This window comes from Amycolatopsis antarctica, assembly GCF_002262875.1.
GTDB lineage: Bacteria > Actinomycetota > Actinomycetes > Mycobacteriales > Pseudonocardiaceae > Amycolatopsis > Amycolatopsis antarctica.
This window is the reverse complement of the sequence record NZ_NKYE01000002.1, coordinates 146,241-163,728: the sequence shown is the minus strand read 5'-3', so window position 1 is coordinate 163,728 and position 17,488 is coordinate 146,241. Positions and strand designations below refer to the sequence as shown.

The 17,488-nt window shown below is 71.2% G+C and carries 15 protein-coding genes; 2 read left to right on the top strand and 13 right to left on the bottom strand.

All coding sequences use genetic code 11. The features are described 5' to 3' along the window. Window positions 1-25 precede the first annotated feature (25 nt). From CFN78_RS04260 to CFN78_RS04250, 3 genes are read right to left on the bottom strand one after another with little or no spacing between them, the layout of a single operon-like run. Window positions 26-1,150, bottom strand: a complete 1,125-nt coding sequence (locus tag CFN78_RS04260; protein WP_094861250.1) for an alanine racemase — start codon at window positions 1,148-1,150, stop codon at window positions 26-28. Continuing rightward, on the bottom strand, window positions 1,147-1,983 hold the full coding sequence (locus CFN78_RS04255; protein WP_094861249.1) for an amidohydrolase family protein: 837 nt from the start codon (window positions 1,981-1,983) through the stop codon (window positions 1,147-1,149). The genes CFN78_RS04260 and CFN78_RS04255 overlap by 4 nt, the downstream gene beginning before the upstream one ends. Then, complete coding sequence (locus CFN78_RS04250; protein ID WP_133116283.1) at window positions 1,980-3,545, bottom strand: N-acyl-D-amino-acid deacylase family protein; 1,566 nt, start codon at window positions 3,543-3,545, stop codon at window positions 1,980-1,982. The genes CFN78_RS04255 and CFN78_RS04250 overlap by 4 nt, the downstream gene beginning before the upstream one ends. 65 nt (window positions 3,546-3,610) lie before the next feature. Here CFN78_RS04250 and CFN78_RS04245 point away from each other — a divergent pair, with 65 nt between their 5' ends. Beyond that, the gene (locus CFN78_RS04245; RefSeq protein ID WP_165777439.1) at window positions 3,611-3,988 is read left to right on the top strand and encodes a RidA family protein; all 378 of its coding nucleotides are present in this window, start codon (window positions 3,611-3,613) and stop codon (window positions 3,986-3,988) included. Window positions 3,989-3,999: 11 nt separating this feature from the next. Here CFN78_RS04245 and CFN78_RS04240 read toward each other — a convergent pair whose 3' ends face one another. Genes CFN78_RS04240 through CFN78_RS04195 form a run of 10 tightly spaced genes read right to left on the bottom strand, consistent with a single transcriptional unit; the run spans window position 4,000 to window position 15,879 of the window. Then, window positions 4,000-4,875, bottom strand: a complete 876-nt coding sequence (locus tag CFN78_RS04240) for an IclR family transcriptional regulator (protein WP_094861246.1) — start codon at window positions 4,873-4,875, stop codon at window positions 4,000-4,002. Between the two features lie 20 nt (window positions 4,876-4,895). After that, window positions 4,896-5,933 (bottom strand): ABC transporter ATP-binding protein, encoded by a 1,038-nt coding sequence (locus CFN78_RS04235; RefSeq protein WP_094861245.1) that lies wholly within the window; start codon window positions 5,931-5,933, stop codon window positions 4,896-4,898. Next, a complete protein-coding gene (locus tag CFN78_RS04230; RefSeq protein WP_094861244.1) occupies window positions 5,930-7,003 on the bottom strand; it encodes an ABC transporter ATP-binding protein in 1,074 nt (357 codons plus the stop codon). The genes CFN78_RS04235 and CFN78_RS04230 overlap by 4 nt, the downstream gene beginning before the upstream one ends. Beyond that, complete coding sequence (opp4C, locus tag CFN78_RS04225; protein WP_240519256.1) at window positions 7,000-7,884, bottom strand: oligopeptide ABC transporter permease; 885 nt, start codon at window positions 7,882-7,884, stop codon at window positions 7,000-7,002. The genes CFN78_RS04230 and opp4C overlap by 4 nt, the downstream gene beginning before the upstream one ends. Beyond that, complete coding sequence (locus tag CFN78_RS04220; RefSeq protein WP_094861243.1) at window positions 7,881-8,840, bottom strand: ABC transporter permease; 960 nt, start codon at window positions 8,838-8,840, stop codon at window positions 7,881-7,883. Before CFN78_RS04220 ends, opp4C begins: the two co-directional genes overlap by 4 nt. After that, the gene (locus tag CFN78_RS04215; protein WP_094861242.1) at window positions 8,840-11,389 is read right to left on the bottom strand and encodes a GH116 family glycosyl hydrolase; all 2,550 of its coding nucleotides are present in this window, start codon (window positions 11,387-11,389) and stop codon (window positions 8,840-8,842) included. The genes CFN78_RS04220 and CFN78_RS04215 overlap by 1 nt, the downstream gene beginning before the upstream one ends. Before the next feature lie 7 nt (window positions 11,390-11,396). After that, window positions 11,397-12,950 (bottom strand): ABC transporter substrate-binding protein, encoded by a 1,554-nt coding sequence (locus CFN78_RS04210; RefSeq protein WP_094861241.1) that lies wholly within the window; start codon window positions 12,948-12,950, stop codon window positions 11,397-11,399. A 30-nt stretch (window positions 12,951-12,980) separates the two neighbouring features. Next, window positions 12,981-13,838 carry a fumarylacetoacetate hydrolase family protein gene (locus CFN78_RS04205; protein ID WP_094861240.1) on the bottom strand — a complete coding sequence of 286 codons (858 nt, stop codon included), beginning with the start codon at window positions 13,836-13,838 and terminating at the stop codon, window positions 12,981-12,983. Continuing rightward, complete coding sequence (locus CFN78_RS04200; RefSeq protein WP_094861239.1) at window positions 13,835-14,866, bottom strand: Gfo/Idh/MocA family protein; 1,032 nt, start codon at window positions 14,864-14,866, stop codon at window positions 13,835-13,837. Before CFN78_RS04200 ends, CFN78_RS04205 begins: the two co-directional genes overlap by 4 nt. Further along, window positions 14,863-15,879: a Gfo/Idh/MocA family protein gene (locus CFN78_RS04195; protein WP_165777438.1), complete on the bottom strand. Its 1,017-nt coding sequence runs from the start codon at window positions 15,877-15,879 to the stop codon at window positions 14,863-14,865. Before CFN78_RS04195 ends, CFN78_RS04200 begins: the two co-directional genes overlap by 4 nt. A gap of 76 nt (window positions 15,880-15,955) precedes the next feature. On the opposite strand from CFN78_RS04195, the gene CFN78_RS04190 reads away from it, so the two are divergent. Then, window positions 15,956-17,488 carry an aspartate aminotransferase family protein gene (locus tag CFN78_RS04190; protein WP_205660425.1) on the top strand — a complete coding sequence of 511 codons (1,533 nt, stop codon included), beginning with the start codon at window positions 15,956-15,958 and terminating at the stop codon, window positions 17,486-17,488.

Genomic DNA, 17,488 nt, shown 5'->3' with positions numbered 1-17,488 from the left:
TGTCAATACGTGCGGCCCGCCGGAGTCAGTACCGCGCCGAGATCGCCCAGCGATCGGTCACCGCCGGGCCGTCCACGACGTACAGCCCGCTCCACATGTTGGTGGTGCCGCAGGCGTGGTTGGGCACCAGCCGCACCAGGTCGCCGACGCGCAGGGCCGCGGCGCCCGCACCGGTCAGGAAGCCGTGTTCCTCGTTGCCGTCGGCGAAGGTGACCTCGGGCAGCGGCCTGCCCTCCTGGTCACAGACCAGGCCGAGGGAGCCGGCGGCGGCGATGGTGTCGGAGCTCATCGCCTTGATCCCCGCGTCGATGATCACCCGCTGCGGACGCTGGATGCTGATCACCGTGGCCAGGACGGTGAGCGCGCAGTCGTCGAGCGTGGCACTGCCCAGACGGACCTGGTTGGCGTCGAAGTAGACGTAGGTACCCGGCCGCGCTTCGGTGACGCCGCCGGCGAACGGGGCGGAGGTGGCGCCCGGCGTCGAGCCGACCGAGACGAGCTCGATGCCGTGGCCCGCGTCGCGCAGCTCCCCCGCCACCTGGGACAGCAGCGTGCCCGCCTCGCGGCCCGCCCGTTCCAGGCCGGGGCGGTCGCCGACGTAGCCGGCCAACTGGCCCTCGTGGGTGAGCACCCCGCGCAGTCGCAGCGAGGAGTGCGCCGCCATCGCCGCGGCGCGCTCGCGGGCCAGCTCCGGCTCGACGCCGCCGCGGGCGTGCCCGGTGTTCACCTCGAGCACGAAGGGCACGACCACCCCGGCCGCCGCGGCGGCAGCGGCCAGCGGGGCGGCGCCCTCCGGTGAGTCGAGGGTGACGGTGAGACCGCCGCGTGCGGCGGCGGCCACCGCGAACTCGACCTTGCGCGGGCCGATCGGGTGGTGCGCCCACAACAGATCGGCCACACCGCGTTCCCGCAACCAGTCGACCTCGGCGGGGGTGGAGCAGGTGAACCCGATGGCGCCGGCGGTGAGTTGCCTGCGGGCGACCTCCCAGCACTTGGACGTCTTGACGTGCGGGCGCAGCGCGACTCCCGCCGTGTCGTAACGCCGCGCCATCGCGGCGATGTTGCGTTCCAGCCGGGTGTTCTCCAGGAGCAGCGCCGGAGTCGGCAGTGCGTCCACAGTGCTCGGCCGCGGGAACTCCGGCGCGCTCATCCGGCGATCCCCAGTGCTTCGCGCGGGTCGCCGTCCAGCAGCCACTCCAGCGTCTCCGGTCTGATCCCGGGCATACCCGCCGGCCGGGTATCGGCGATCGAGCGCAGGCCGGCCGCTGCCTCTGCGGGTGTCCACAGTGGAAAGTCCGAGCCGAACAGCAGCTTGGGTACCACCTCCCACTCCTGTGCGCGGGCCAAGGCGAAGTAACCCTCCATCGGCCGCGCCCACGCCCCGGAGACGTCCGCGTAGACGTTGCGGTTCTTGCGCAGGGTCACGATCGACTCGCGCTGCCACGGGTGCCCGAGGTGGGCGATGATCTGCACCAGCCCTGGGTGCCGCCGGGCGACCTCGTCCACCACCAGCGGCTGGCTGACCTCGAGTCTGCCCTCCGGGCTGGGGGTGGCGCCCATGTGCCACAACAACACCAGCCCGGCATCGGCGGCGGCCCGGTAGAACCCGTCGTACGCCTCGTCGCGCGGGTCGAAGTGCGCGAGCACCGGGTAGAGCTTCACGCCGCGCAGGCCGCGGGCGATGCCGTCGGCGAGCTGGGTCATGAGGTCCTCGTCGGCGAGATCGAGAGCCATGAACCCGACGGTCGGTGTTTCGGTGCGCGCACAGAAGTCCTGCACGTACTCGTTCGGAGTGCGCACGCCCGCCCGGGAAGCCCGCAGCCCGAACACGAACGCCAGGTCGACGCCGCCGCCGGACATCGCCGCGTCGTACTCCTCGGGTGTCCAGTCGCGGTAGTCGTAGCCGTACACCGGTTTCCAGTTGCGGTGCCACTCGCAGCCCCAGTGCTCGCTGAGGTGGCAGTGTGTGTGCACATCGATCATCGGATTCCCTCTCTCACTCGGAGCACCGACCCCGGACGCGCACCGGTGTGCGTCCCGTTCACCACGACCGGTTCGCCGCCCACGAGGACGAGGTCGATGCCGTCCGGATAACGCTGCGGTTCGGCGAAATCGGCGGTGTCACGGATGAGTTCCGGGCGCAGCACCACGAGGTCGGCGGGCGCGCCGGGGCGCAGCACTCCGCGGTCGGTCAGGCCGGCGATCGCCGCGGGCCGCGAGGTGCACCGTGCGATTGCGGCGGGCAGGTCGGCCCCCGCGTAGCGGGAGAGGTAGCGCGGGAAGCAGCCGTAGCTGCGCGGATGCGGGCTGCCCGCGCCGGTGACGCCGTGCGGGTCGAGGGCGAGGCCGTCCGAGGCGACGACGGTCGCCGGATGGCCGAGCACGGTGCGCAGGTCGTCCTCGCTGCGCCCGCCCGCCACGATCAGCACACCGGTGCCGTACATGGCGAGCAGATCCAGGGCGACCTCGTCGGGTTGCCGGGCCTGGATCACGGCCAGTTCGGCGATCGTGTGGCCGGTGACGGGTGCGGCATCGGGCACTCGGCTGACCGTGATCTCCGCCCAGCCAAGCGGCTGGTGTGCCCAGTGTTGCCGGACCTCCGCGCGCACCGCCGGATCAACGAGCCGGGCCGGGTCCAGCCCGTTCTCCTGCACCGAGGCGGGCAGCAACTGCGCCAGCGGCGCGTTGCCGTGCAGGTACGGGTACACGTCCACGCCGATGTCGAATCCCTCGGCGCGCGCGGCGTCCACCAGGTCCAGCGCCTGGCGCACCGTTCCCCAGTTGCGCCGCCCGACGGCCGCCAGGTGGGAGATCTGGGTACGGCACCCGGTGCGCCGTGCGACGTCGACGGCCTGCCGGACCGAGGGCACCAGGTCGTCGTCGTAGCTTCGGACGTGCCAGGCGAAAACCTTGCCGCGCGCGGCCGTGACGGCGGCGAGCGCGTCCAGCTCGGCCTCCCGGGCGAAGGTCAGCGGCGCGTACACCAGGCCCGTCGACAATCCGGCCGCGCCCGCGTCGAGCGCATCGGCCAGCAGCCCGCACAGGGCATCCAGTTCCGCGGGCCCGGGCGCGCGGTCACCGAAACCGACGGTCGCCGCGTGCAGCACGAGATGCGGTACGAGGGTGGCGACATTGACCGACGGCGGCGTTTTCTCCAGCGTGGCCAGGTAACCGTCGATGTCGTCCCACGGCCACGCGACGTCCGGATCGAGGTCGAGATAGGACACAGCCGCGCGAATCGCGGCCCGGTCACAGCCCGCGGGCAGTGGAGCCACGCCGAGACCGCAGTTGCCGACCACTTCGGTGGTGACGCCCTGATGCACCTTGCTCGGCGCGTCCGGGTTGGCGAGCAGGGTCAGGTCGGAGTGGGTGTGGATGTCCACGAAACCCGGGCACACCACCGCGCCCGTCACGTCCACCTGCCGGGCGCCCCGCGCATCCAGGCCGGCACCGATCGCCGCGACGTGCCCGTCCCGCACCAGGACGTCGGCACGCAGCGCCGGCGCCGCGCTGCCGTCGATCACCGTGCCACCGCGCAACAGCATCACCCGTGCACCTCCCACCCGAAATGTGGTTCCCTGTGCCCGACCATCAACGTCAGGAGCCGTCCGTGATCGAACGCATTCATCCGCCGGAGTTCGCACAGCCCGCCGTCCCGCTCTCGCACGGTGTGCGCGCGGGCGGTTTCCTGTTCGTCTCCGGCCAGACCGCGACCGACGACGAGGGTGGCATCTACGTCGGCGACTTCGAGCGGGAAGTGCGCGGCGCGCTGGACAACGTCGAGGCGGTGCTGCGCGCGGGCGGCGCGAGCGTGGAACAGGTGGTGCGAGTGGGTGCGTACCTGTCCAACGCGACGCTGTTCGCGCCGTTCAACGCGATCTACGCCCAGCGCTTCGGTGCCGCACCACCCGCGCGTACCACCGTGGTCGTCGATTTCGGTCATGCCAACGTCCGCGTCGAACTCGACGCGGTCGCCTTCCTCGGCTGAGCGCGGCGAGATCAGGCCGGCCTCGCCGGAGTGCGCAGGGAACGCCGCGCGAGGCGAAGCGCGGCCTCGACATCCGGATCGGCGGCGAGGTCGGCGGCCGCCCCGTGCAGCCGCGCGACGTACTGTTCCTGTTGCGCGGCGCCGAACTCCCCCGCGGGCCCCGACACGCTGACGGCCGCCACCGACTCGCCCTCGTCGCCGCGGACCGGAATCGGTACGGCAACGCACCGCAACCCGGTGCTGCGCTCGTTGTCGTCCAGGGCGTAGCCGCGTTCGGCGATACGGCGCAGGTCGTCACGCAGCGAATCCAGCCTCGTGTGCGTGTTGTCGGTGAACGCCCGCCACGGCTCGGCAGGCAGGCAGGCGGATACCCGCGCCGGCTCGAGCTGGGCGAGCAGCAACTTGCCGAGACCGGTGCAGTACAGGTGGTCGCGCGCACCGGTGGCGGTGGTGAACCGGAGCGGCCGGTCGGGCTCGGCGACGCACACGTGCAGCACCTGGTCGCCGTCGATCATTCCGAGGTTCGCGGTCTGCCCGGTCTGTTCGGCCACCGGAGCGAGATGCGGGCTCGCGACCACCGAGAGGTCGAGGGTGGTCAGGTACGCGCTCGCCAGTCCCTGCACCTTGTGACCGAGCCGGTAGGACGGCCGATCGTCGACCCGCACCAGATAGGACAGTTCGGTGAGCACCGCGAGCAGCCGCACCAGGGTGCTCTTCGGCAGTGACGTGCCCTCACTGAGCTCGGACAGGGTCAGCGGCCTGCGCTGCGCGGCGATCAGCTCCAGCAGCGCCAGACCGCGAGCGAGCGCGTTGGCGTGGTAGTTCGCGGACGCGGGCCGCGCGTCGTCGACGGAGGAGCGCAGGACCTTGCTCGGCTGTCGGGGCACGGTTGCTCCTGACTAGTGGCTCAGTGATCGGACCGGGTGTCGATGGTGGACGAGGCGGGGCGGTCACGGCTGCGGACCGGGGCCAGCTCCGGGAAGTGGCACGCGCTCGGATGCCCTGTCCCGAGGCGATCGGCCAGCGCAGGCTCCTCGGACGCGCACACCTCCTGCGCCTTCGGGCACCGGGTGCGGAACCGGCAGCCGGACGGCGGGCTGCTCGGGTTGGGCACATCGCCGGTGAGCGTAATCCGCTCGCGGGTGTCCCGGCCGACCGGCTCCGGGGTGGGGATCGCCGAGAGCAGCGCGTGGGTGTACGGGTGGGTGGGCGTGCCGAACACCTGTTCGCTGGTGCCGGATTCGATGATGCGGCCCAGGTACATGACGGCGACATGATGCGAGAGGTGCCGGACCACCGACAGGTTGTGCGAGATGAACAGGTAGGCCACCCCGAGTCGCTGCTGCAGCTCGCGGAGCTGGTTCACCACCTGCGCCTGCACCGAGACGTCCAGCGCGCTGACCGGCTCGTCCAGGATCAGTACCTCGGGGTCGAGGGCCAGGGCCCGGGCCAGGCCGATGCGCTGCCGCTGCCCGCCGGAGAACTCGTGCGCGTACCGGTTCTCGTGCTCACCGCGCAGTCCGACGAGTTCGAGTAGTTCCCGTACCCGGCCCTCCGCGTAACAACGCTGCACCCGCAGCGGTTCGGCGACGATGTCGTGCACGGTCATCCGCGGTGACAGCGAGGCGTACGGGTCCTGGAACATGATCTGGATGTCGCGCCGCAGCGACCGCAGACTGCGCTGCGGCAGCGTCGCGATGTCCTGGCCACGAAAGGAAATGCTGCCCGCGGACGGGTCGAGCAACCGTGCCAGCAACCGCCCTGTGGTGGATTTCCCGCAGCCCGACTCACCCACCAGGCTCAGCGTTTCGCCGCGGTGCAGGGTGAGGTCGACGCCGTCCACCGCGCGTACCGCGCCGACGGTGCGCCGCAGCACCCCGCCGCGCACCGGGAAGTGCTTGGTCAGCCCCGCGACCTCGAGTACCGGCTCGCTCGTCCCGGTCATTCGGGCACCTCCGCTCGTGTACCGGCGAAGACCTGCGCGCCGGACCGTCCGTCGAGTTCGCCGGCGAAGTGGCAGGCGCTCTGCCTGCCGTCACCGATGTCGGCGAGTACCGGGCGTTCGGTGCGGCAGATCTCCCGCGCGAGCGGGCAACGCGGGTGGAAGGCGCATCCGTCCGGTGGGTTGGCCATGTCGGGCGGGTTGCCCGGGATCTGCCGCAGTTCCTCGGTCGGCACGTCCAGCCGGGGCAGGCTCGCCAGCAGCCCCAGGGTGTACGGATGCCGGGGCTGGGCGAACAGGTCGAAGACGGTCGCGGTCTCCACGATCCGTCCGGCGTACATGACGACGACGCGGTCGGCGAGTTCGGCCACCACGCCGAGGTCGTGCGTGATGAGGATGGTGGCCGCCCCGGTCTCGGCCTGCGCCGTCCTCAGCAACCCGAGCACCTGCGCCTGGATCGTCACGTCCAGGGCGGTGGTCGGCTCGTCGGCGATGATCAGCGCGGGGTCGTTCGCGATGGCCATGGCGATCATCGCGCGCTGTCGCATGCCGCCGGAGAACTCGTGCGGGTACTGCCGCACCCGCGCTGCCGGGTCGGGTACGCCGACGAGCGCGAGCAGCTCCCTGGTGCGCCGCATCGCCTCGCGTTTCCCGGCCTCCGGCTGGTGCAGCCGGACGGCCTCGGCGATCTGCGCGCCGATCGTCATCACCGGATTCAGCGTGGTCATCGGATCCTGGAAGATCATCCCGACCGGGCCGCCGCGGATACCGCGCAACTCCCGGGGGGACAACGAACGCAGCTCCCGGCCACGGAAACGGACGCTGCCCGCGAGTGTGCGGGCCGGTGGTTCGCGGACCAGCCCGAGCACGGACATCGCGGTCACGCTCTTGCCGGAACCGGACTCCCCCACGACGGCCACGATCTCGCCGCCGTGCACGGTCAGGCTCAGGTCACTGACCGCGTGCACGGTGCCGTCGTCGGTACCGAACTCGACGGTGAGCCCGTCGATCTCCAGCAGCGGCTGCTCGTTCGGTTCGGTCGTGTTCGGTTCGGTCGTGTTCGGTTCGGTCATGACTGCCTCGGATCCACCGCGTCGCGCAGCCCGTCGCCGATGAAGTTCACGGCCAGCACGGTGACCGCCACCGCCAGGCCCGGCGGCAGCCAGAGCCACGGCATGGTCCGCACGACGGTCAGGCTCTGCGCGTCGGTGAGCATGTTGCCCCAGCTCGCCGCGGGCGCCTGCACGCCGAGGCCGAGGAACGACATCGTCGCCTCCAATCCGATGGCCTGGGCCACCGCAAGGGTGGCGGCGACGCTGACCGCGGGCAGGACGGCGGGTACGAGGTGCTTGCGGATCAGCCAGGCCGGGCTGCTGCCGGTCGCCCGGGAGGCGAGCACGTACTCCTGCTCGCGCAGCGACAGCGTCACCCCGCGCACCAGCCGGCCGCAGACCGGCCACTGGAACAAGCCGATCGCGATCACCAGCGTCGGCACGCTCGGCCCGATGATGCCGGCCAGCACGATGATCACGACGAGCGAGGGGAACGACATGAACACGTCGGCGAGCCGCATCACCAGGCCGTCGATCCAGCCGCCGAAGTACCCGGCGATCGTGCCCAGCACGGTGCCCAGTGCCACCGCGAGCAGCGCGGCCAGTACGCCGACGAGCAGCGACACCCGGCCCGCGTGCAACAACCGGGAGAACACGTCGCGCCCGACGGTGTCGGTGCCCAGCCAGTGCGCCGCGGACGGCCCCTGCCGGGTCGCGCCCAGGTCGGTGGCGTCCGGATCGACGCCCGCGACGGCCCCGGCGAACACGGCCAGCGCGATGATCACGAACACCAGCACCGTGCTGGCTACCGCCAGCCGGTGCCGGAGGAACCGGCGCAGCATGAGCCTGCCGGGCGAGCGGCGCAGGGCCGGGGCGTTCCCGGACGGGACGGTGGCGGTCACGTCAGCCTCACCCTCGGGTCGACGACGGTGTACAGGATGTCGGCGAGCAGGTTCGACAGCAGCACCAGAATCGCGACGAGCAGGGCGAAACCGATGATCACCGGGTAGTCGCTGGAGCGCACCGAGGTGATCGCGAGCTGGCCCATACCCGGCCAGGCGAACACCTGCTCGATGACGACGGCGCCCGCGAGCAGTTGCCCGAGGTTCGTGGCGATGACCGTCAGCACCGGGATCAGTGAGTTGCGCAGGGTGTGCCGCATGACCACCCGGTTGCGCGAGGCGCCTTTGGCTTCCGCGGTGCGCACGTAGTCGGCGTTGAGTTCGGTGATCATGCTGCTGCGCACATAGCGCATCAGCGGTCCCGAATTGCCGAAGCCGAGGATCAACGCGGGCAGCACGAGATGGGCCAGCAGGTCGCCCAGTCCGGGATTGCTGGGATCGGAGATGCCGGAGGAGGGAAGTAGCTGGAACTTCAGGGTGAACACGTAGATCGCGATCAACCCGAGGTAGAACGGCGGGAAGGACACCGAGCCGAGGCTGACGGTCGTGGCCAGGTAGTCGACGATCGTGTTGCGGCGCAGGGCGGCGAACATGCCGAGCGGGAACGCGATCAGGATCGACAGCAGCAGGCCGACCAGCATCAGCTCGACGGTCGGCCCGATCCGCTCGGCGAGCAGTTCCAGCACCGGCCGCCCGTCGCTCAGCGAGTATCCGAGGTCTCCCCGCAGTGCGCGGCCGAACCAGCTGAAGTACTGCAGGACAACCGGATCGTTCAGGCCGAGTTCCTCGCGGCGCTGGTCGATCAGTTCCTGGCTGCCGGCGTTGCGGTCCGCGGGCGAGATCTGGCTGGCGATCGGGTCGCCCGGCGTCTGGTGCACGAGCCAGAAGATCGCCACCGAGATGAGCAGGAACACCAGCAGGTTGATGCCGAGCCTGCGCAGCAGGTACGCACCCATCAGCCGGCCCCGACGTCGACCGACTCGCCCGCGGGCACCGGCGCGCTCAGTGCGTGCTCGGTACCCGCGATCCGCACCGAGGCGACGTCCAGGGTGCCGCGGACCACCGCGATCCGGACGCGGCCGCCGGCCGCGCTGATCCGGCCCCACGCGCCGCCCGCGACGAACGGGAACGTGCCGGAGTCCCGGTCGACGGTGAGCCTGCCGCGCACGGCGTCGTAGCGGAACCCGGTCGCCGCCTCCAGGACCGACCAGCCCGCCTGCCCGCGCACGTAGTGGTCGCCGCACTCGATCTCGTTGAACGGGTTGCGGCGGGTGCCGTCCTTGCGGCGGTGCACGGCGCGCAGCACGCCCGCGGCCTCCTTGCCCATGCCCTCCATCAGGCAGTGCGCCGCGACCTGGTACTCGGTACCGACCCAGCTCTCGTCGCAGTAGTGGACGGGCTTGTCCGGGCGACCGCCGTGCGGCCAGCTGCAGTTCACCAGCCCGCCGTCGGCGCCGTCGGCGAAGGCGCGCGCACCGAGGTCCGGCACCGGGACCCGTTCGCGGTCGTTGTACAGCAGGATCGCGCGCAGTGTGCCGCGCACGTGTTCCGGGTCGAGTAGGTGGCCGAGTTCGAGCTGGTGCGCCCACCATTGCCCGATGAGCTGGTCGGCGTGGCAGCCGAGTCCGTAGTCGTCGGTGCCGGCGGGCTCGGTCTGCACGTAGTACTCGCCGTTCCACAGCAGTTCGTGGTAGTTGCGCGCGGCGGTGGCGCGCAGTTCGGCGAACCGCCGCCCCGGTTCGCCGAGGACGTCGGCGACCTCGTACATGGTGGCGAGTGTGGCCAGCCAGAGCGAGCCGATGATCATGTTCGGACCGGTCAGCGGATAGTCGTAGGTTGTCGGCTGCGGTCCGCGCAGGATGCCGTCGCCCCGGGTGTGCCAGCCGTGCTCGACATGGTCGATCACGCGCAGCATCTCCGGCCACCGCGCGGACAGCAGTTCGGCTCCGCCACCCTGACGCGCCTCGCGATAGGTCTTGAGGACGGCACCGAGCATGCCGTCCAGCGCGGGCGTTTTCGGGCCGCCGATCGGACCGCCCCGGTACTGGGGCAGCCAGGCGGGCAGCACGATGCGGTGCGGGATCGACCCGGTCTCGTCCTGCGCGGCCCACTCGGTGTCCCGCATGGACCGTTCGAACTCGCCGAACAGCCGGGACATGGTCTGGGCGTAGTTCCACACGTGGTTGCAGTTCAGCGGGCACGAGCCGCCGACGTGGCCGGACCAGTACTCGTTGGACGCGCCGTTGCCGCCCTCGTGCCCGTAGCAGCGGCCGTCCGCGGTGCGGAACAGGACGGGGTTGCGGACGCTGCTCGACTGCAGGGTGAGCTGGTGGCGCACGGGTTCGGTCAGTTCGGCCTCGGCCAGTTCGGTGCCCGCGACGCCGTCCGCCCAGGACCGGGACGCCGCCCGCAGGTCCGTCTCGTTCTCCCGGAAGTGCCGGACGACGTCCATCGCGGTGCCGAACCGGGTGGCGTAGTGGTTGCCGACCCACAAGCGTCTGCCACCCGGCCCGGCGTCCACGTACTGCTGGAGGAAGTCGAGGTAGCGGTTCGGGAAGCGCCAGGCGTGCACGAAGCGCACCGTCGTCCGCTCCCCCGGCGCCAGGTGCCAGGCCGCGCAGAGCGCGGTGTCCCAGGTACGGCCCGCCGGGCTCGGCCCGTGCGGAGTGTGCACCGGCGGTGCGAGGCGGGCGGTGTTGGCGCGCAACCGCGCGTCGCTCCAGTCTCCGGAACCCGCGCAGTCGATCAGCGCCAGCCCGGCGACCGCCGCCGCCGTGGCGGCCGGTCCATCGCAGCGCACCAACGGCCAGCACGGCGCGTCGGTGGCCACCACCTGCTCGCCGGCGAACGGATCGTCGTCGCGCAGGCCGGGGTTGTCCATCACGACCGCGGTGGTGTTTCCGTTGCGTACCAAGCGGTTCACGTTGCCGCCGTAACGGCCGTGCCACACCCCGTCCACCGGGCTCGCGCCGTCCCAGCCGACGGTGTTCTGCCCGTGGTACACGGCGAATCCGAACAACGGTGCCGGCCCGGTGTTCTCGATGTCCACCCGGTGCTCGATCAGCGGCAGGCTGCTGGCGTCCAGATCCCCTGGCACGAACGGGGTCCACGCCTCGGTCGCGACCCGCACCGGCAGCGTGTCGTCGTCGAACTCGACACGAACGAACGGGTAGTCGACCTCGGCGCGCGAGTCGGCCAGCAGTGGCCAGTCGATCGCGGGCCGGTCGGGCACTCGCCAGTCGGTCGAGTCCTGCGGTGGCGTTGCCGGGGCGGCGGGCGGGTGTGCCCGCAACACCCGAGACGCGTGATCGGCGGGCCTGCCCGAACCGAGCGTCGCCACCCGCAGCCCGAGGAAGGTACTCGGCGCGGGCGCGACGTGGTTGATCACGTTGGCCAGTTGCCACTGGTCCAGCGATCCGTCCGCGCGCAGTGCGACGGTGCCGGTGCCGATACCGCCCAGCGGCACCGCCGCGGCCCGGCGGGCGTCTCCGGAGAAGCTCACCATCGCCGCGTCACCCCCTGACCTTCCAGGTTCCCGGCGCCCAGAACGGGAACTCCTGCGATCCCGGCGCCTGGAAGTTCTCGATGCGCTTGTTCACCGCCCACAGGCCGAACGGGCTGTAGAGCCACATCAGGTCCGCCTGCTCGTTCTCGCGCAGCGCCGCCTGGTCGTAGAGCGTCTTGCGTTGCGTCTCGTCTGCGGTGGAATTGGCCTGCCGCATGATCTCGTCCAGTTCCGGGTCACAGAAGAAGTTCTGGTTCGCACCCTCGGGGTAGCGCAGCGAGCACGCGGTGATCGCGTTGACGCTGGACGAGTCGACGGCGTAGTTCCCGCCGCCGTAGAGCAGCATGTCGTAGGACTTGTCGTCCAGGCTGGGCGTGATCTGCGAGGACTGGACCTGCTTGAGTTCGACCTTCACCCCGATGGCCTGGAGCTGGTTCTGCACGATCGTGGCCGCCGCGTCCCGGTCGCGCTGGCCCGGCACCCACTGCAGGACGATCGTGCGGTTGGCGTCCCATCCGGCCGCCGCGAGCAACTGCCGGGCCTTCGGCGGGTCGTAGGCGTAGTCGTTCAAGCCGGGCGGAGTGTTCTCCGCGTAGAAGTTCGAGTTCTGCACCAGCGCCTTGCCGAACAACACCTTGTCGACGATCTCCTTGCGGTTCACCCCGTGCAGCAACGCCTGCCGCACCCGCTGGTCCGCGAACTCCGGCTTCGACTGGTTCAACCCGATGCGCACGAAGCCCGCGCCCTTGATCTCCTGGCTCTCGACCGTGTCCAGGCCGTTGACGGTCTCCGCGTCGGTCGGCGAGTAGGACGCGATGTCGATGCCACCGTTGCCGAGCTGCGCGGTGGCGACGTCTGAGGTCAACGGCTTGAGGTAGATGTCCTTGATCGAGGCGGGCGCGCGGTAGTTGTCGTTCCGGGTGACGTGCACGTACTGGTTGGTCTGATAGTCGACGAACGTGTACGGACCCATACCGACCGTGGGCTTGCGGAAGAACTCGTGCTTGGCCAGCGAACCGACCGGAACCTCACCCAGCACGTGCTTGGGCATGATGTTGACTATGCCGATGAGGGCGAGCAGGCCGATGTCCGGCGTCTTCGCCTCGATGACGAAAGTGGACTCGTCCGGGGCGCTGAAGCCCGCGACGTTGCTGTAGTTGCCCGCCGTCGCGCTGCCGCTGTTCTTGTCGGCCATCCGCTCGTAGGTGAACAGCACGTCGGCGGAGCTGAACGGCGTGCCGTCGCTCCACTTGAGTCCCTCGCGCAGGGTGAAGGTGAACGTCTTCGCGTCCGGCGAGACCTGATAGCCGGAGGCGAGCATCGGCTTCAGGTCGTACTGCGGATCGACGGCGAGCAGGCCCTCGTCGATCATCGACATCACCTGCAGGTCGGGTCCGCTGGCGGGCGCGAGTGGGCTGAAGACCCCCACCGGCTCCTGGTACAGGTAGACGTTGACCGTTCCGGCCTCACCCCCACCGGTCGCGGGCCCGGTACATGCGGTCAGCGCTGTGGCGGCGACCGCCACCGCCGCGAGCGCGGCGTGGACGAACCTACGTGCCATCCGAGAAGCTCCTTACGGTTCGGGCTGCCGTCAGGCGACCGGGTTGACGAGGGTGCCGAGCGGACCGACGGTCACCGACATGACATCGCCCTGGCCGAGGAACTCCCCCGTCGCGGCGCCGACACCGGAGGGGGTACCGGTCATGATCATGTCGCCGGGCTCGAGGGTCATCAGCCGGGAGGCGTGCGCGATCAGCTCGGCGACGGTGAAGATCATGTCCTTTGTGGACCCGTGCTGCCGGGACTTTCCGTTGACCTCCAGGTCCACCGCGAGGTCCTGCGGGTCGGGCACCTCGTCGGCGGTGACCAGCCAGGGCCCGATGGGCGCGAATCCGTCCAGCCACTTGCCCGCGAGCCAATCGAAGAACCAGACGGCCCCTTCGGTGTCGCATTCGTAGCCGTAGTCCATCGAGCGGGCCGACACGTCGTTGGAGGTGCAGTACCCGGCGACCACGTCCAAGGCCTCGCCTACCGCGAGATCGCGGCAGCGGCGGCCGATCACCACCGTCAACTCGGCCTCCCAGTCGACCTGGTCGCTGACGCTGGGCATCGGCACCGGCTCGCCCGGCCCGGCGATCGAGGTGGACGGTTTGAGGAACAGCCGCGGCGACAGGCGGGAGCGATCCAGCGGTTCGCCGCCGGTCTCGGTGACGTGCTCCTGGTAGTTGGCCGCGGCCGCGAGCAGCTTGCCCGGCCGCGCGATCGGGGTGAGTAGTTCGACGCCGTCCAGCGGGTGCTCTCCGCGCGGCTCGGCGACCCCGTCCAGGATCGTCCCGGCGATCGTGCCGAGGTCGCCGTCGCCGAGCTCGGCAACCCGTTGTGCGCCACCGGAATCCTCGATTCGACCGTGCCGGACCACGCCGTCACGCCGATAGCTGACCAGCCTCATCCCTCGCTCCTCTCAGCGTGTTCGCCGTCGCGCGCCGGTTCGGCGGGACGGCCGGTGCGCAGGGATTCCGCCGCGGCCTCCAGCACCAGCCCGGTCCGCACCGCGTCCCAGGCGGTGAGTTCCGCGCTGCCGGTGGTCACCGCGGTCCAGGTCGCGTCCAGCAGGTGCGCGAGCGTGTCGCGGCCCGTGCCCACCGGTGTACGCCCGGTGGTGGTGTGCAGGTCCGCGGCGGGCTTGAGCGCGTCGGCCAGCACCACGCCGTGCGACCCGCTGATCCGGTAGCGGTGCACCACCGGCGCCGACGGCGGAACGTCGCGCAGCGCGGGCAGCCTGCCGCAGACGATCGTGCTGCGGACACCGCGCTCGTGGTCGAGCAGCAGGGTCACCGGCGCGTGCCCGCCCTCCGGTACGGCCGCGCCACCGCAGGCGTACACCCGTGTCACCGGCAGGCCGAGCAGCGCGAGCACGACATCGACCGGGTGGAGCGCGAGGTTGGCCAGTTCTCCACCGGGGGCAGGCTCGCCTCCGGCCACCAGCAGATCCGCCTGCACGTTCCACGGCAGCCCGATCCTGCCCGCCCGCACCGCACCGCGCACCGAGCGCAGGACGCCGCCGAGGCGCTGGTGATGGGCCGGGACGAGCACGACCCCGGTCTCGTCGGCGAGCGCGGCGAGCCGGGCGGCGTCGGCGGCGGCCGGGGCGAGTGGCTTGTCGGCGAGCACGTGCCGTCCGGCCTCGAGGACCGCCGTGATCGCCTCCGTCCGCGTCTCGTACGGCGCGGCGAGGCACACCAGGTCCACCCCGTCCGCGCGCAGGGCGGCGTCCAGGGATTCGTGGCACACCACGCCGTAGCGTTCGGCGGCGGCCCGGGCCCGTCCGGGATCCTCGCCTGCCGTGGCGACGCCGGCGACTTCGAAGCGCGGGTCCGCGGCCAGCGCGGGCAGGTACATGTCGGTCTGGTGGTCCTGTCCGCCGGGAACGCCGATGCCGCCGAAGCCCGCGGCCAGTACCCGCACCCGGCCGGTCATGTGTGCGCCCCCGTCATGAGGTCGTCGAGATCGACCGGCTCGCCGGTCTCGATCGAGCGCTGCGCGGCGACGCCGAGCGCCACGGCCCGGACCCCCTCGGCCGCGGTCATCTCCGGCGGTTCGCCCGCGATCGCGCCCAGCCAGGCGGCGAGCTGCACGGCGAATCCGTCGGCAGCGGTGGCGGGCAGGCCGGTGATCCCCTTCTCGTCCACGACGAGTGCCGCCTCGTCCTGCCAATCGAGCCGCAGCACGCCCTGCGTGCCCGCTACGAGCACGTCACGGTGGCCGAACGAACCCGGCCGATGCGCACGGCTCATCTCACAGATCGCGGTGGCGCCGTTCTCGTCGGTCAGCACCATTTCCAGGTGGTCGTCGATGTCCAGAGCGGCGGAGGTGACCCGCGCACCGCGGGCGTGCACGGTGCGCGGCTCGGCGCCGAGCCACCAGGTGGCCAGATCGAGCAGGTGCACGCCGTTGTGCAGCGGGTGGCCGCCGGAGCGCGCCGGGTCCAGCACCCAGGCGTTCCAGTCCGGCCAGATCCAGCCGCCGAGGATCGCCAGCCGCACGAGCGTCACCCGGCCCAGCTCGCCCGAGACGATGGCGCGCCGCACGGTGCGGCCGTAGTCGTAGAACCGGTGCGTGTGCGCGGCCGTCAGCGTCAGCCCGGCCGTCGCGAACGCGGCGGCGACGGCCTGCGCGTCGGCGATCGTGGTCGCCAGTGGCTTCTCGACGAGCAGGTGCTTGCCCGCCGCGGCCACCCGCAGCGCGATCGCGGCGTGGGTGTCGTTCGGGGTGCACACGATCACGGCGTCGACGTCCTCGCGGGCGAGTGCCTCGTCAAGGTCGGCGGTGGCGTACACCCCGCCGTTGCGGTGCGCGGCCACGGCCAGCCGCCCGGGGTCGGCGTCGACGAGCGCGGCGAGCCGCGCGCCGGGCTGGGTGGCGAGTGCGGCGATGTGGGCGTCGGCGATGAACCCGGCACCGATCACGAGAACGCCGAGCGGGCGGTTCATCGCGACGCCGCCCGCCGGGACGGCACAAACACGGAACGCGATTTCATGTCGGCGATCTTGGGACGTGACCGAGATCATGTCAAGGGTTCGGGCAAATTACCCGGCGCGCAAGGAGACGCTGATCAGCGCGCCGGTAATCGAGTACCCGAACAACATGGAACGCCTTGCCATTTCCGGCCGGAGCGGTCTAGCGTTCCGTGCCGGGGCGGCCGAGCAGCAGGCCGCCGACGGACGACGAAAGGCCGTTATGTCCTCGGTGCGGTCCTCCGCGACGCCAGACACGTCACCGCCCGCCACCGCGCCACGCGGTGCGGCACTCGCCGAGGCGGCACGCCGGGTGATTCCGGGCGGCGTCAACTCCGCGACCCGTGACGTCGGAGAGCCGTTCGCGTTCACCTCGGCCGAGGGCGCCTACGTGGTCGACGCCGACGGCCGCCGCTATCTCGACTACCACGCCGCGTTCGGCGCGATCCTGCTCGGCCACAACTCCCCCGTCGTCAACGACGCCGTACGTGCCGCCCTGCGTGGCCACGACCTGGTGGGCCTCGGCGTCAGCGAACTCGAAGTGCGCCTCGCCGAGCGGGTCGTCGAGCTGATCCCGTCCGCGGAGTCGATGATCGCGACGATGAGCGGGTCCGAGGCGGTCGCGCAGGCGGTCCGGCTTTCCCGGGCCGCCACCGGGCGCGCGAAGATCGTCAAGTTCCAGGGCGGTTTTCACGGCTGGAGCGACGCCGTGGCCCGTAACGTCATCTCACCGGCCGAACGCGCCTACGGCAGCGACCCGCTCTCCCACGGCATCCTGCCCGCGGCCCTGGACGAGACCCTGATCGCCGAGTTCAACGACCTCGACTCGGTACGCGCCCTGTTCGACGCGCATCCCGGCGATGTCGCCGCGGTGATCCTCGAACCGATCCCGCACAACGTCGGCGCCCTGGTACCCACGCGGGAATTCGTCGAGGGTCTGCGTGCGCTGACCCTCGAGCGCGGTGCGGTGCTGATCTTCGACGAGGTGATCACCGGGTTCCGGCACTCCCTCGGCGGCTACCAGCAGGTCGTCGGGGTGACCCCGGACCTCACCACCTTCGGCAAGGGGATGGCGAACGGCTACCCGGTCGGCGGCCTCGCGGGCAGGCGTGACCTGATGGACCACTTCGACGGCCGCGGCGGCGATGTGCTGCTCGCGGGCACCTTCAACGGTCACCCGGTCGGCTGCGCCGCGGCGATCGCGACCATCGACCACCTGCGCGCGAACCCGGACTTCTATTCCCGCACGTTCGCCCACGGGGATCGCATCCGCGCCGGCCTCACCGAGATCACCGCCGAACTCGGCATCGTGACCCAGGTGACCGGGTTCGGTGGCGTGTTCTCGATGTACTTCTGCGCCGGCCCGATCCACGGCTACCGCGACCTGCTGCGCAACGACAACGCCGCCTACGTCGCGTTCCACCGCGGCATGACCGAGCGCGGAGTGCTGATGCTGCCGATGTCGCTCAAACGCAACCACGTCTCCGGCGCGCACACCGACGACGACATCGACCGCACGCTGGAGACCGCCGACGTCGTTCTGCGCGAACTGGTCGCCGCGGGCACCGTGCGCGGCGAGGGCTGA

Bases quoted from the DNA above. Each gene is read 5' to 3' on its own strand.
- CFN78_RS04255 (WP_094861249.1), bottom strand. From the start codon at position 1,983: ATGATCGATGTGCACACACACTGCCACCTCAGCGAGCACTGGGGCTGC.
- CFN78_RS04195 (WP_165777438.1), bottom strand. From the start codon at position 15,879: ATGAACCGCCCGCTCGGCGTTCTCGTGATCGGTGCCGGGTTCATCGCC.
- CFN78_RS04235 (WP_094861245.1), bottom strand. From the start codon at position 5,933: ATGACCGGGACGAGCGAGCCGGTACTCGAGGTCGCGGGGCTGACCAAG.
- CFN78_RS04220 (WP_094861243.1), bottom strand. From the start codon at position 8,840: ATGGGTGCGTACCTGCTGCGCAGGCTCGGCATCAACCTGCTGGTGTTC.
- CFN78_RS04200 (WP_094861239.1), bottom strand. From the start codon at position 14,866: ATGACCGGCCGGGTGCGGGTACTGGCCGCGGGCTTCGGCGGCATCGGC.
- CFN78_RS04205 (WP_094861240.1), bottom strand. From the start codon at position 13,838: ATGAGGCTGGTCAGCTATCGGCGTGACGGCGTGGTCCGGCACGGTCGA.
- CFN78_RS04215 (WP_094861242.1), bottom strand. From the start codon at position 11,389: ATGGTGAGCTTCTCCGGAGACGCCCGCCGGGCCGCGGCGGTGCCGCTG.
- CFN78_RS04210 (WP_094861241.1), bottom strand. From the start codon at position 12,950: ATGGCACGTAGGTTCGTCCACGCCGCGCTCGCGGCGGTGGCGGTCGCC.
- CFN78_RS04190 (WP_205660425.1), top strand. From the start codon at position 15,956: ATGTCAAGGGTTCGGGCAAATTACCCGGCGCGCAAGGAGACGCTGATC.
- CFN78_RS04230 (WP_094861244.1), bottom strand. From the start codon at position 7,003: ATGACCGAACCGAACACGACCGAACCGAACACGACCGAACCGAACGAG.
- CFN78_RS04260 (WP_094861250.1), bottom strand. From the start codon at position 1,150: ATGAGCGCGCCGGAGTTCCCGCGGCCGAGCACTGTGGACGCACTGCCG.
- CFN78_RS04250 (WP_133116283.1), bottom strand. From the start codon at position 3,545: ATGCTGTTGCGCGGTGGCACGGTGATCGACGGCAGCGCGGCGCCGGCG.